Source organism: Nocardia sputorum, assembly GCF_027924405.1.
GTDB lineage: Bacteria > Actinomycetota > Actinomycetes > Mycobacteriales > Mycobacteriaceae > Nocardia > Nocardia sputorum.
This window is the reverse complement of sequence record NZ_AP026978.1, coordinates 6,030,231-6,043,360: the sequence shown is the minus strand read 5'-3', so window position 1 is coordinate 6,043,360 and position 13,130 is coordinate 6,030,231. Positions and strand designations below refer to the sequence as shown.

Annotated in this window: 12 protein-coding genes; 10 read left to right on the top strand and 2 right to left on the bottom strand. The window is 70.3% G+C overall.

Annotation, left to right across the window (positions count from 1 at the left end):
- Positions 1 to 3: 3 nt before the first annotated feature.
- The 7 genes from QMG86_RS27210 (at position 4) to QMG86_RS27180 (ending at position 4,655) form a co-directional block, all read left to right on the top strand.
- Positions 4 to 321 carry a type VII secretion target gene (locus QMG86_RS27210; RefSeq protein WP_281875529.1) on the top strand — a complete coding sequence of 106 codons (318 nt, stop codon included), beginning with the start codon at positions 4 to 6 and terminating at the stop codon, positions 319 to 321.
- Positions 318 to 1,697, top strand: a complete 1,380-nt coding sequence (locus tag QMG86_RS27205) for a hypothetical protein (RefSeq protein ID WP_281875528.1) — start codon at positions 318 to 320, stop codon at positions 1,695 to 1,697. The genes QMG86_RS27210 and QMG86_RS27205 overlap by 4 nt, the downstream gene beginning before the upstream one ends.
- A 32-nt stretch (positions 1,698 to 1,729) precedes the next feature.
- Positions 1,730 to 2,071 (top strand): PE family protein, encoded by a 342-nt coding sequence (locus tag QMG86_RS27200; RefSeq protein WP_281875527.1) that lies wholly within the window; start codon positions 1,730 to 1,732, stop codon positions 2,069 to 2,071.
- A gap of 43 nt (positions 2,072 to 2,114) precedes the next feature.
- Positions 2,115 to 3,113, top strand: a complete 999-nt coding sequence (locus QMG86_RS27195) for a PPE domain-containing protein (protein ID WP_281875526.1) — start codon at positions 2,115 to 2,117, stop codon at positions 3,111 to 3,113.
- Positions 3,110 to 3,901, top strand: a complete 792-nt coding sequence (locus tag QMG86_RS27190) for an ESX secretion-associated protein EspG (RefSeq protein ID WP_281875525.1) — start codon at positions 3,110 to 3,112, stop codon at positions 3,899 to 3,901. The genes QMG86_RS27195 and QMG86_RS27190 overlap by 4 nt, the downstream gene beginning before the upstream one ends.
- Positions 3,902 to 3,995: 94 nt before the next feature.
- Positions 3,996 to 4,301 (top strand): WXG100 family type VII secretion target, encoded by a 306-nt coding sequence (locus QMG86_RS27185; RefSeq protein WP_281875523.1) that lies wholly within the window; start codon positions 3,996 to 3,998, stop codon positions 4,299 to 4,301.
- A gap of 60 nt (positions 4,302 to 4,361) precedes the next feature.
- Positions 4,362 to 4,655 (top strand): WXG100 family type VII secretion target, encoded by a 294-nt coding sequence (locus QMG86_RS27180; protein WP_281875522.1) that lies wholly within the window; start codon positions 4,362 to 4,364, stop codon positions 4,653 to 4,655.
- Between the two features lie 72 nt (positions 4,656 to 4,727).
- On the opposite strand, the gene eccE is transcribed toward QMG86_RS27180, so the two are convergent.
- Positions 4,728 to 6,515: a type VII secretion protein EccE gene (gene eccE / locus QMG86_RS27175; RefSeq protein WP_281875521.1), complete on the bottom strand. Its 1,788-nt coding sequence runs from the start codon at positions 6,513 to 6,515 to the stop codon at positions 4,728 to 4,730.
- Between the two features lie 130 nt (positions 6,516 to 6,645).
- Here eccE and eccB point away from each other — a divergent pair, with 130 nt between their 5' ends.
- Positions 6,646 to 8,154 (top strand): type VII secretion protein EccB, encoded by a 1,509-nt coding sequence (gene eccB / locus QMG86_RS27170; RefSeq protein ID WP_281875520.1) that lies wholly within the window; start codon positions 6,646 to 6,648, stop codon positions 8,152 to 8,154.
- 12 nt (positions 8,155 to 8,166) lie between these two features.
- Here eccB and eccA read toward each other — a convergent pair whose 3' ends face one another.
- Positions 8,167 to 9,999 carry a type VII secretion AAA-ATPase EccA gene (gene eccA / locus QMG86_RS27165; protein WP_281875519.1) on the bottom strand — a complete coding sequence of 611 codons (1,833 nt, stop codon included), beginning with the start codon at positions 9,997 to 9,999 and terminating at the stop codon, positions 8,167 to 8,169.
- Positions 10,000 to 10,286: 287 nt separating this feature from the next.
- Here eccA and eccD point away from each other — a divergent pair, with 287 nt between their 5' ends.
- On the top strand, positions 10,287 to 11,717 hold the full coding sequence (gene eccD / locus QMG86_RS27160; RefSeq protein ID WP_281875517.1) for a type VII secretion integral membrane protein EccD: 1,431 nt from the start codon (positions 10,287 to 10,289) through the stop codon (positions 11,715 to 11,717).
- A gap of 32 nt (positions 11,718 to 11,749) precedes the next feature.
- Entirely contained in the window at positions 11,750 to 13,129 is a 1,380-nt protein-coding gene (mycP, locus tag QMG86_RS27155; RefSeq protein WP_281875515.1) for a type VII secretion-associated serine protease mycosin, read from the top strand.
- Position 13,130 lies beyond the last annotated feature (1 nt).

Sequence of the window (13,130 nt, the reverse complement as noted above, 5' to 3'; positions counted from 1 at the left end):
ATCATGAGCCACATTGAAGTAGTCCCGGATGCGCTGCGTGTATATGGAAGCGAATCGGCGGCCATGGCTGCCGGTGTCGGGGCGATCGCGGCGGCCGATCAGGCCGCGACGGTGGCCGCGGTGGTCCCGGTGTTCGGCCTGATCGGCCAGGAGTTCCTCGTCTCGTACGCTTTCGCGCAGGCCAATCACCTGTCATCGGTGGCGCAGCTCGCCGCGGTGCACGCGGGTACCGCGTTGACGGCGCATCAGGCCGCCGCCACCTATGAGGGCACGGACACCGCGTCGGGCGCGGCCATCGGAGCGATCCGCACGCAGTCATGACCGCGCCGGGAGCCATTCCGCCGCCTGGCGCCGATCCGCTGGATCCGACAGTTCTGGAATTGCTGCGCGGCAGCGCTCTTGCGCCCATGCTGGACCTGCCGGTGAACGATGTCCTGCGCAGCATGGGTTTACCGAATCTGCCGGAGCTGCCCGCCTTCGTGCAGCTGCCGGAGCTGCCGCCGCTGCCGACGATCGATCTCGGCGCGCTCATGCGCCCGCTGACCGATCTCGCCTCCGCGTTCGGCACCGGTCAGCTCGGCGCGCCGCCGCCCCCGCAGGCGCCCGCCGGTGCGAACGCGGCCGCGCCCGCCGCGCCGCCGGTGGACCCGACGCAACTGCTGCAGAACGTGTCCACCGTGATGCAGACCGTGATGCAGGTCGGCTCGTCGCTGGTGCAGACCCTGATGACGGTCTGGCAGGGCATGGCGGCGATGGAGGCGGCGAAGAAGGCAGGCGAGGCGCAGACCGACGCGAGCGAGCTGGCGGCGCAGAGCACGCAGGAGAAGTCGGTGCTCGTGAACGCGGCGGGCAGCGTGTTCACCGGTGCGGGCCTGATGTCGGCGGTGCTGGCGAAGTTCTCCACCACCATGGCCTTCGCGCCGCTGCTGGCGGCCTCGCCGGGCGGACAGGGTTTCCTGGTCGCCTCCGCGATCGAGGCGATGACCGAGGCGCTGGCGATCACGGCGAAGACGAAGGCCGAGATGGTCGGGCACAGCGCGAGCATGACGCAGGCCGGGCAGAAGGTGCCGATCACGAACGCGCCGACCGGCGTGAAGTCGGCCGAGCAGCTGACCCAGCTGATGAGCATGATCACGCCGCTGATCAGCACGGCCGGTCAGGTTGCCCAGTCGCTGGGGCAGCTCGCCGCGGCGAACCCGTCGCTGTCGGCGCCGAAACCCATCGCCGCACCCGGTGTTCACGAAGACGAGCCGGGGGAAGGCGAGGACGCCGAGGAAGCCAAGGCAGGCAGGGGCCCGGGCGGTGTGGGTGGCGTCGGCGGCGGTGTCCCCGGCGGGATCGCCGCGGCCGCCGCCCCGCTGAACCCTTGGCCGGGCACCCGGGTCGCAGGCGGCTCGCTGGGCAGTATCGGCGGTGCGACCGCGGCCGGTACCGGGCCGGGAACGTCGTCCGCGGTGTCCACCACCGCGGCGGGCACCGGAACCGGCACCGGATACCTGCCGATGGGCGGTGCGGGCACGGCCGGCGCCGGCCTGGCCCGCGAAGGCGAATCGGGCACCGACGCGCTGCGCGGCCAGATGGTCACCGGCCGGCACGGTGACGAAGTGGTCGGGCGGATCGAAGGGGTCTCGCTGCCGGTGGTCGGCGCGGCCGACACGACATCGGAACCACCGCCGGACAAGGAACTCACGCTCTGACGCGAGTGCCGAGCAGTACACAGGAGGGTCTGATGAGTGACGGGCGGGGTGAGGTGTACGACAGCGTGCAATTCGACTCGGTCACGGCGGGCAAGGCGTCATCCGGGCTGGACGCGCTGGCCGACCGGTTGGCGTCGGATCTGCGTGCCGCCGAGGAAGCGCTGACCGTCGTTCCGGCCGGTACCGACGAGGTTTCCGGCCGGGCCGCGCGGACCGCGAACGACGTGGCGTCGTCGTATCTGGCCGGCGCGCAGGCCGGCGTGCACGAGATGCGCAAGCTGGCGGCCACGTTGCGGCGGCAGTCGAACCAGTTCGACGGCATGGAATCGGCCAACACGGCGGATTTCGACACCACGGGTGGCCGGTCCGCCTGACCGTCGCGGGCGTCGTCGAGCAACCGAAAGGTCCTCCCCAGCAATGATCGAACCACCGCAGCCAGGTTTCACCGGCGTGGTGTGGACCGCGCGCCCGCCCGAGCGGCTCGCGCGCGACCTCACCACGGGGCCGGGCGCCGTGCCGATGGCCGAGGCCGTCACCGCATGGTCGCGCCTCGCCGCGTCGTTCGGCGCCGCTGTGGCCGAGTACGAGAAAGTCCTCGCGGACCTGCGCGGGGCCTGGCAGTCGGGGCGCAGCGACGAAGTGATCCAACGCGTCTCGACCCTGCGGGACTGGCTGATCGACGCGGCCGCGGCGGCGGCGGCCAATGCCACCCGGTTCCAGGCACAGGTCGCCGCCTATGAGATCGCCCGGCTGGCGATGCCGAACACCGGGGACCTCGAATCCCTCCAGCAGGTACAGCGGATGCTGGAGTCGATGGGCGGCATGGTCGGTGCGCCGATCCGGGCGATCGCGGCGGACACGGACGCCGAGGCCGACATGGCCAAAGCGGTGGCGTCGCGGGTCATGCAGAACTACGAGAAGGCCACCGAACCGCTGGCCTTGCCATGGCAGCACCAGGAGCCGCCCGTGGTGGCCCCGGAACAGGCGCTGACCGCCGAACGGACCGCGGCGTCGGCCGAGGCCACGCCGTCGGCCGCGCTGCCGCGCGGGGCGGCGCCGATCGGTGCGCTGCCGATCGGGACGGTACCCGTCCCGGCGATGCCGCGGGTGCCCACCGCGTACCAGGCGCCCGTGTACGCGCAATCGGCCGCGACGGCCGAAGTCGTGCCGCGTGCCCCGCAGGCCACGGTGAGCACCGGCGGGCAGCCCGCTCCGCTCGTCCCCGGCGCGCTGGGACAGGCCGGGCAGGCTCAGGACGGGGCTCGGTTCCCGCGCGGCGGCCTCCCCACGGAGGCGAGCGATCAGATCGAGTTCGAGGGCGGCATCCAAGCGGCGCCCGCGGTCCTCGGCGGCGCCGAACCCGCGGCGCGCGCCGTGGCGCAAGAGGCCGGCCCCGAGACGGGAGGTGCGGCGTGACGTCGTTGACGAACGACGCGTTGCTCGTCGTCGCCGAGCGGCTCGGCGTGCAGACGCTGCCGCTGGCGCTCGCCGTCGGCCCGCAGCAGGATTCGATCGAGGAATACCGCGCCGCGCGGGAGCGCGCGACAACCGCACTGATCGGCGACGGCTTGCTGGATGCCGAGGGCGAGGTCGCGGCGGAACTGGCCGGTGCGCTGTTCGTCCTGGCGCAGCCGGACCGCGAGCTCGTCGCCCGCATCTACACCGGGGACGGCGCTCGCCGCTTCTGCCTGGCGCGCCGGGGCGAACAGCACGCGCTCGCCGTGCGCTCGGGTGACAGTTTCGAGGTTCACCCCATCTGGGCCGACGGCTCGGACGTGTCGCTGGCTCGTCCGCTGCTGGCCGCACTCGGCCCGTGCGATCCCGCCGAGGTCGCCGGATTCAGCGCGCTCGCCGCGGAATTGGCCGACCGACTGGACACGGCCGAGCGCTCCACCGACTACGCCGACGCGATGTACGCCCTCGGCGTCGGCGAACGCGACGCCGCGGTGCTCGGGCTGGCTTTCGGCTCCTGCCGCGCTTACGCCGAGGTCGTGGCCTACACCCATCAGGACGGGCTGACCAACCGGGCGCCCGGCGCGGTGGCGGTGTACGACACCGGTCGCGGGCGCATCGTCGTCGCCCCCATGGTCTCGCCGGATCAGCAGATCTGGTCGACGGTCACGACGGGCACCGACCACCGCGTGACTCAGGCGGTCGCCACCTTGCTGGAAGGGCTGCCCGGGGGGAGGTGGCTGCCTCAGTAGCTGTCGAGTCGCAAGAAAGCTCGGTTGCCACATCGCTCGGTGAGATCGTCCGGATCTCCCCACCATCACAAGTTCTGACGAAAGGCACAACGAAATGGCTTACACAACTCTCGGCGACGGCTCGGGGAACACCTACGGTGTCGAAGAGGGCGGCATCGACAGCGTCGTCAGCCGCATGGAGGACTCGATCTCGACGCTGCGCACCTCGATCAACCAGATCGACGAGTCGGTGCAGGCCGTCGCGCGCGGCTGGCAGGGTGACGCCCACCGCGAGTTCAACACCGCGGCCACCGAATGGCACGACGAGGTCACCGCGCTCAACGGCAAGCTCGACCGGCTCTCGCAGGCTGTGACCTCGGGCAAGAACACCATTGTCGGCTCCGACGCGGCAGGCCTGTGACCGCTGGATGGCCCTGCCGTCCAGCCGGATCGCCCATCGCACGACCAGAAGGAAACAACAATGACGATCAAGTACAACTCGCCCGCCATCACCGAGATGGTCGGTGACCTCAACCAGTACGGCTCCAACATGAAGGCGCAGATCGATGAGCTCAACGGCGCGGCCGCCGCGTTCCGCGAGAACCTGCAGGGTGAGCAGGCGGTCTCGAACTTCGACACCGCGCACAAGAACCTGACCACCGAGCTGGAGGACACCCTCCAGAAGCTGGACAACCTCGCCGCCAAGGTCGAGAACGCGCTGGGGCGCGCCATCGAGGCCGACGGCAAGGTCGGCGACGGTTTCGCCGCCTTCTGAGCGCGGATCGCGACGCACGACGGCCGGCTGGAACGTGAGGGTTCCAGCCGGCCGTCTTCTGGTGTCCGGCGGTCAGCGCGCCGCGAGCGACTCTCCGATGTAGTGCATCTCGTCCGGGGTGGTGACCATGAGCACGGTCGCGCTCCGTGCGGCCGTGCGCACCGTGATGCGGTTGGGCGCGTCCGGATCCTGGATCAGCGTGACGTCCGCGTCGACCGAGCCGCCGGGATCGTCCGGCCGTCGCACGTGCACGATCGTCGCGCCGCCCGCGTGCGCGATCGGCGGGATCCCGTCGAACACCAGCACCGTCGTGCTCGGGTACGGCGCTGCGGGCGGCGGCGGGGGAGCGGGTGGGTGGTAGCTGGCGCCCGCGGCGCGCGGCGCTATCGAAAGCACATGTGGTGCATTCAGATTCGCCACCATGGTGTGCCATTCCTCGGGTCGTGCGGTGTGCACGATGGCATGGGCGCCGAGCGCGGTGGCCCGCAGGATCACCTGCTGGGCGAGGTCCAGGTTGCCGATCACCTCGAGGTGCCTGGTGCCCTCGCCCATCAACGGCACCGCGATGCCCTGCCCGCGCTCGTCGGCGCCGATGAGCTGGCCGCAGCCCGCCGTGGGCACCGCGAATCCGGTGAGCGCCGCCAGGGTGCCGCGATAGGCGATGTCGCTGCCCCAGCGGCCCGCGTAGCCGATGGGCAAGGTGTCCAGCAGGATTCGCAGCTGGCTGCCGACCAGTTCACGCAAGCCGGGCAGCGGCGGTTCCCCGGGCGGTGCGACGGTGTCGAACCGGACGACGGCGTTGAGCACCACGGTGTCGGCGAAATCGGTGTGCCGATCGCGGCGGCCTGCTCCCGGCCGCAAACGCAACGTCACCGTGGTGGACAAACTGGGCACCGCCCAGACGTCGGCCAGGCCGCGCGGGCCGATCATGTCGGCCGCGATCTGGTACTGGGTGAGGAAACGGCCTTGGTACTCCAGCCATTTCGGAGACTCGGCGAGTTGGTCGACGTCGAAGCCGTGGGTGAGCTGGCGCACCGCGGTGTTCATCTCGGTGGCGGTCAGCACGGAAGCGGCGATGTCGTGCGCGGCGAGCCGGTTGGCGACCCGGCGGGTGGCGATGATCGCGGTGCGCAGCGCACCGTCGCCTCCACCGCCGCGGTTGTCCACCGCCTCGGCGTTGGCCAGCGGATCCATCCGCAGCACCAGCCAGCAGGTGCGGTGCGCGATGGCGGGCAGCGGGCCGAGGATGCGGTCGTAGAGCTGGGCGGCGACGCCGGTGCCCGCGGTGCGCGCGCCGGTGCTGACCACGTCGATACCGGCCAGGGTCAGATCGAATTGATCGAGGCAGCGGGCGATTTCCGGAAGCGGAAGCAGTTGGTCGGTGCTGAGCGATCCGCGATCCAGCAGCGTCAGCGTGTCCGGCGGCGGATCGATCCGGAGCATGGTGAGCAGCAGATCGCCGTCCCAGCGCACGCCGTAACCGCCGCCTTCGGTGAGCGGCACGTCCAGCGCGGGCGCCTGCGCCAGGCGCTCGGCCGGGCGCAGGCCGGGGCGCCTGCGGGCGATCGCGCTGCCGATGCGCCAGGCGGGCGTATGGCCGCCGATCGGTACCAGACCGGCCAGCGCGAATATCGCGCCCGCGGCGATCGCCCACCGGATCGAATCGCTGATCGCGAGAACAATCCACGCGGCGGCCGCGGCCGATAATACGACGGGCACCGTCACCCGCAAGGGAAAAATACGGAACAACCAGAATTCCGGATCGCGCAGCGTGTCATAGTCCGAACGGCGTCTATTTCCCGGCGTCGGCGTATTCGAAATTTCGCCGGCGGTTGTCCCGTCGTTCATCGTCTCGTTCACAGTTGTTTGTCCCTGCCTCACCTGCGTGCGGCCGCCGTTGTTCGGCTTCGGATTCCAACGGTTCAGGGCCGTCGGGGAATTACGGTACCGTGTCGGAGGAAATGGTGATCGATAGCTCGATGGAGACCATGTGCCGGCACAGCTGACCACCCGCGCCCAGGTCAACGGATACCGATTCCTGTTGCGCAGGCTCGATCACGCGCTGGTTCGCCGCGACGTTCGCATGCTGCACGATCCGATGCGCTCCCAGATCCGCTCGCTGCTCGTCGGCGCGGTGCTCGGCGTGCTCGTGGTGGCGGGCGCCGCGATCCTGGCCTTCCTGCGCCCGCAGGGTGCGATCGGCGATGCCCTGATCGTCTCCGGAAAACAGAGCGGCGCGCTGTATGTGGTGGTATCGGGCCCGGACGGCAACAAGACCCTGCACCCGGTGCTGAATCTGGCGTCGGCCCGGTTGATCACCGGCACCGACGCGGAGCCACACGCGGTGAAGGACGACAAGCTGAACGACCTGCCGCGCGGCCCGCTGCTCGGCATCCCGGGCGCGCCCGCCGCGCTGCCCGGGTCCGGACAGGGCAACAGCTCGGAATGGTCGCTGTGCGAGTCGATCGCGCTGTCGGAGGGCGGCAGCGCCGCGTCCTCCTCGGGCGGGACGACGACGGTGATCGCGGGCCGGCCAACGCTCACCGACCGGATCAGGACCTCGCATCAGGACGAAGCGCTGCTGGTCCGCCGCGGCGACAAGACCTATCTGGTCTACGACGGCAAGCGCGCCGAGGTCGACCCGGCGAACTCGGTGATGGCCAGGGCCTTGGACCTGAAATCGCAGCGGCCCCGGCCGGTCGGCACCGGATTGCTCGGCGCGACGACGCAGGTCCCCGCGCTCGCCCCGCCGCAGATTCCCAAGGCGGGCGAACGAGGTCCTGGCCCGCTGTCGGACCTCCCGATCGGCGGCGTCATCTCGGTGTCCGGCGTGGGGCCCGACGGCGGTTCCGCGCTGTACGTGGTGCTCGCGGACGGTTTGCAACCGGTGTCACCGTTCACCGCCCAGGTGATCAGGTACGCCGATTCGCACGGGATGCGGGAGATCGCGACCATGCCGCCCGATGTGCTGGACCGGGTCCCGGTGGTCCGGCAGCTGCCGCTAGACGACTTTCCGGTGCGAACCCCCAGGATCCTGCCTGCCGAGGACGCGCCCGTCGCGTGCGTGACCTGGTCGAAGTCCCCGGGTACCGCTCCCGGGCAGGGCACGGACAACGCGGGCGACGGGCCCGGGGAACGCGCGGCGATCAGTTTGCTGGTCGGCACCCGCCTCCCGATCGCGGAATCCGCGAAACCCGTCGAGCTGTCCACCTCCGACGGCGTCGGCGACCGGATCGACGCGGCCTACATCGCACCGGGGTCAGGTGAGTTCGTGCAGGTCACCGGCATGGAGCCGGGCAGCCCGCGCCGCGACAGCCTGTTCTACATCGCCGACACCGGTGTCCGCTACGGCATTCCGGACGCGGCCGCCGCGACCGTGCTCGGGCTCGGCACCGCCCCGCGCCTCGCACCCTGGGCGATCATCGGCCAGATGGTTCCCGGGCCCACGCTGTCGGCGCGCGAAGCGCTGGTCGCCCACGACTCACTGTCCCACCCCTGACCTGCGGGGGCGTCAGTCCGTCCGGCCGACGTTCAGCGTGCTGAGCAGCCCGGACAACGCCAGCTCCATATCGGCGGCCTCGATGCGCCGCAGCACCGCCTCATCGATATCGGTCAGGTCCAGCGATTCGTCGTTGGCCAAGCGGAATTCGCGCTCCTCCTCGGCCGCCTCGATCACGTTGCGGACGAACCGCCCGTTGCCCGCGAGGTCGACACCGCGGCGCGGCTGACCGCTCTGATCTGTGCTCTGCATCGCGTACAGGCGCTCACAGGCACGGACCAGCTGCTCGAGCGCGCCTTCGGACAGGTCCGAGTCGCGCTTGCGGGCGATGACCTGGCCGATCTGTCCCAGTTCCCCTGGGGTGTAGGAGGGGAACTGCAACCGCTTCGAGAAGCGCGACGCCAGACCGTCGTTGGCGGCGAGCAGCCGGTCGATCTCGCCGTCGTAGCCCGCGATGATCACGACGAGCCGATCGCGGTCGTTCTCCATGCGCGCCAGCAGCGTGTCCACCGCCTCGCGGCCGAACGCGTCGCCGCCTTGCAGGCCGGTCTGGATCAGCGTGTACGCCTCGTCGATGAACAGCACGCCGTCCATGGCGGTGTCGATCAGCTTCTCGGTCTTGATCGCGGTGCCGCCGAGGTTCTGGCTGACGAAGTCCACGCGCTTGGCCTCGACCACCTTGTCGGTCTTCAACAGGCCCACGCCGCAATAGATCTTCGCGACCACCCGGGCGATGGTCGTCTTGCCGGTGCCGGGCGGCCCGGTGAAGGCCAGGTGCTGGCCGCGCGGTTGGCTCGCCAACCCCTTCTCGGCCCGGATCTTCGCCAGCTGCGCCGACGACTGGAGCTTGGCCACCTGGGTTTTCACCGACGCCAGGCCGATCTGCGCGTCCAGCTCGGCACGGGCCTCGACCAGGATCTTCTTCGCCCGGTCCTGGCTCTCGGCCTGCTCCATCTGCTCCATCGACGGCGAGGACGCCGGATCCCACTTGTCGGTCCGCGCATCGATCACCTCGCGGCTGGTGACGGTGATCCGGTAGGTGCGGTCGCGCATCGCGGCCGCGTTCGCCTCGAAATCCGGCGCCTGCGAATACACCTTCTCGAACAGCGCCTGGGCTTCCTCCTCGTTGCCCGATTCCCGCAGGCACAGACCGCGGCAGAACATCGCGGTGGACCGGGCCGCCGGGATCGGGCCCGCCTCGGCCTGCTGCATCCGCCGGATCGCCTCGCCGAACAAGCCGAGCTGGGCACACGCGGTGCCCACCATCACGTGCGCGCCCGCCGCCAGGTACGGATCCTCCCAGTCCGCCGACCCCGCGAGCACCGCCATCACATCGGGCCAGCGCTGGGTGTTGTAGTGCAGTACGCCACGGACATACGCGCAGACGCGGTTGTCGATCTCGGCCTCGGGATTGCTCAGCTGACCGACGCGGAACGTGTCGAGCTCGTCGAGCACCCGCTCGGCCTCGTCGTACTCCTTGTCGGCGATCAGCTGCGCCGCCCAGGCCAGCGTGATCTCGGTGTGGTTGGCCAACGGGTAGTCGATGTACAAGCCCGGCAGGAACCGGCCCGCGAGTTCCCGCGGACGCAGACCGAGCCTGCGTTGCTCGCGATAGAGCGTGCTCGTACTGGTCTTGTACAGATTGAACAGAACGTCCTTGGTCAGCTCGCCGGCGGCGGCGCGGCCGAGCCAGGCGTCGCACATCGTGGGGTCCCACTCCGTGGCGCGTTGAAAAGCCAGTTTCGCGTAGTCGAGATCACGCGCGGATTCTTGCCCCTCGATGGACAATCCGAGTGACAGGATTCCGGCATCGAATGCCCGTTGCGCTTGACGGTTGCCGGTCATTGCTGTCGAACCCCGAAATCTTCTTTTCTCGTAGTAGAGACGTTCATCTGGATACCAGACTACCGATCGCGCGGGGCCCGGTGCGTCCGTTACATTAGGTTCAGCTGCCGGGAGGTCGCAACGCAAGAGTCGTCTATGTGTGAGAGTGCTTGACGAGTGGTGAAGTCGTTCACTCAGGACGTGTTCCAGCAAATATTATCGATGCGTGAATCGTTGTTCCGGATGAGGGCGGGGGAAGGTTGCCGTTGATCGAGTCGGCGAGCGGAACACGTGCCACCGAGCCCGTATTGAGCCGGGTTTCGGTCATCGGTGGAAACACTCAGGTCGATGTCGGATTGCCGGCCACCGTGCCGATCGCCACCTTCATCGGCGATCTGGTGGCGCTGATCGAATCGCGCAACCCGGAGCGGGCCGACGCCGAGGAGGAGTCGGCGCCGCTGGACGCGCGGCACTGGACGCTGGCCCGGCTCGGCCGGGAGGCGATCGCGCCGAGCCGCACCCTCACCGAGGCCGAGGTCTACGACGGCGAGCTGCTGGTGTTGCGGTCGGTCGCGGCGAAGGAATCGCCCGCGCTGTTCGACGACGTCATCGACGCGGTATCGCGTTTGACCGCAGAGGAATTCCGCAGCTGGTCCGGCGTGGCCGCCCGCTGGATGGGCCTGGTCGTCTCGGCGCTGACCGTGCTGGTCGCGCTGGCGGTACTGGTGGTCTCGCGCGGAAACGGCGATCCGCTCGCGCCCGCGTTCGCCCTGCTCGGCACGGGCATCGCGGCCTTCACCGCGGCGGGCATCGCGACGCACCGGTACACCGACACGGTGACCGCGACCTGGTTGTCGCTGGACGGCCTGCTGCTGCTGTTCGGCGGCGCCGCACTGCTGGTGCCGGGGATGCTGGGCAGTGCCCATCTGCTGCTCGGTAGTTCGGTGCTGCTGGTCGCGGCGCTGGTGGGTTATCGGATCACCGGTGCGGGCGCGACGCTGTTCTCTTGTGCCGCAGCGCTGGCCGTCATCGCGGGTCTCGCGGCGGCGGTCTACCTGGTGTGGCATCCGGGCCTGCCGAAGCTGGCGGCCGGTCTGCTGGTGGCGGGCATCGCGATCATCTCGGCGGTGCCGCGGCTGGCGGCCGTGCTCGCGCGGCTGCCGATTCCGCCGGTTCCCACCGCGGGCGGCGCGATCGACCCGGCCGACCACGAACCGCGACCGACCATCGAGGGCATCGGCGCCATCGGCGCCAGCGCGCTGCCCTCGGCCGCCGGGCTCGGGGTCCGGGCTCGCACGGCCAACCAGTTCCAGTCCGGTCTGATCGCGGCGTGCACCGCCGGCGCGGTCGTCGGCGCGTTCGGCGTGGCCGACCCGCTGGGTTCCGCGCGGTGGCAGGGCAGCGCCCTGGCGGTCGTGACCGCGATCATCCTCGCACTGCGCGGCCGCTCGTTCGCCGACCTCACCCAGGCCGCGACGATGATCGCGGGCGGGTGCCTGGCTTCCCTCGCGCTGACCGTCGGTTTCGCCTTGGGCGACGCGGATCACACCCTGTTCGCGGCGGGCCTCCTGCTCGCGTTCGCGACCGGCGTGGTCGGCTTCGGCGTCATCGGTCCGCACATCGAAGTCACCCCGGTGACCAGGCGGCTGATCGAGATCTTCGAGTACCTGCTGATCGTTTCGGTGATCCCCCTGGTGCTGTGGGTGATGGACATCTATTCGATGGCCCGGAACATATGACTCGCAGCGCCTTCCGCCGAAGTGTCCTGCGGATGGTCTGCGCCGCAACGATGATGGGCGCCGGACTCGCGGTGCCATGGCCGAGCGCGCAAGCGATTTCCCCGCCGGGGATCGATCCCGGCGCACTCGGCGCCGCACAAGGCTTGAGTGCGCGCCCCGCGCCGCTGGAACCGACCGAACAGCGCGCCGTCTGCGCCGAACCCCTGCTCACCGGCGCTGCGCCCAGCGAGCCCCCGATGGCGCAACGGGTGCTGGATCTACCGTCGGCGTGGCAGTTCAGCCGCGGCGCCGGACAGAAGGTGGCCGTCATCGACACGGGGGTGAATCCACACCCGCGGCTGCGTTCCCTGCAACCGGGTGGCGATTTCGTCTCCGACAGCGACGGAACGGTCGACTGCGACGGTCACGGCACCTTGGTGGCCGGAATCATCGCGGCCCAGCCGAGTCCGGGCGACGCCTTCGCCGGCGTCGCGCCCGACGCGGACCTGCTCACCATCCGGCAGCTGAGTCTGGCCTACGAGCCGAAGGACCGCAACGGCCGGGGCGACCCGCCGGGCAAGATCAGCAGCGACGGCTACGGCAGCGTGCTCACGCTGGCGGCGGCCGTCGTCCGCGCGGTCGACCTCGGCGCCACCGTCATCAATATCTCCGAAGTCGCCTGTACCGCAGCAGGTTCGGATACGGCCGACGCCTCGCTCGGCGCGGCGGTGAAGTACGCCTACGACCGCAACGTCGTGGTGGTCGCCGCCGCGGGCAACCTGCAGCCCGACGGCGCGTGCTCGAAACAGAACGAGGGCTCCGGGTGGAACTCGGTGGCCACTATCGCCAGCCCCGCCTGGTTCACGCCCTACGTGCTCTCGGTGGGCTCGGTGGACTCGACGGGCCAGGTGTCGGAGCTGTCGCTGCACGGCCCGTGGGTGGCCGTGGCGGCGATCGGCCGCAACATCGTGTCGCTGGACAGCAAACCCGGCGCCACCGGACTGGTCGACGGCGTCCAGACCACCGACGGGATCAGGTCCGTGGAGGGCACCAGCTTCGCGGCGCCCTACGTCGCCGGGCTGGCCGCGCTGGTGCGGGCCCGCTTCCCGGAACTCACCGCGCAGCAGGTGATGGACCGCATCATCCGCACCGCGCACGGACCCGGCACCGGACGCGACGACCGGATCGGGCACGGCCTGATCGATCCGCTCGCCGCGCTGACCGCGCAACTGCCGGAGAAACCCGTGAGCGCGGGCGCCGACACCGCGCGAGCGGTTGCCGCGCCGGTGTTTCCGCCCGGCCGGGACCCACGGCCGCGCCGGGTCGCCGTGATCGGCTCCATCGTGTGCCTGTCCTGCCTCGCCATCGGACTCGCGCTGGCGATCCCGTTCCGCCGGACCAGGCAGGACCTGAACGCCGAATTCGATCCGTAGC

Excerpts from the sequence above, each read along its gene's own strand:
- QMG86_RS27210 (WP_281875529.1), top strand. The coding sequence starts at position 4 with ATGAGCCACATTGAAGTAGTCCCGGATGCGCTGCGTGTATATGGAAGC.
- QMG86_RS27205 (WP_281875528.1), top strand. The coding sequence starts at position 318 with ATGACCGCGCCGGGAGCCATTCCGCCGCCTGGCGCCGATCCGCTGGAT.
- QMG86_RS27200 (WP_281875527.1), top strand. The coding sequence starts at position 1,730 with ATGAGTGACGGGCGGGGTGAGGTGTACGACAGCGTGCAATTCGACTCG.
- QMG86_RS27195 (WP_281875526.1), top strand. The coding sequence starts at position 2,115 with ATGATCGAACCACCGCAGCCAGGTTTCACCGGCGTGGTGTGGACCGCG.
- QMG86_RS27185 (WP_281875523.1), top strand. The coding sequence starts at position 3,996 with ATGGCTTACACAACTCTCGGCGACGGCTCGGGGAACACCTACGGTGTC.
- QMG86_RS27180 (WP_281875522.1), top strand. The coding sequence starts at position 4,362 with ATGACGATCAAGTACAACTCGCCCGCCATCACCGAGATGGTCGGTGAC.
- eccA (WP_281875519.1), bottom strand. The coding sequence starts at position 9,999 with ATGACCGGCAACCGTCAAGCGCAACGGGCATTCGATGCCGGAATCCTG.
- mycP (WP_281875515.1), top strand. The coding sequence starts at position 11,750 with ATGGTCTGCGCCGCAACGATGATGGGCGCCGGACTCGCGGTGCCATGG.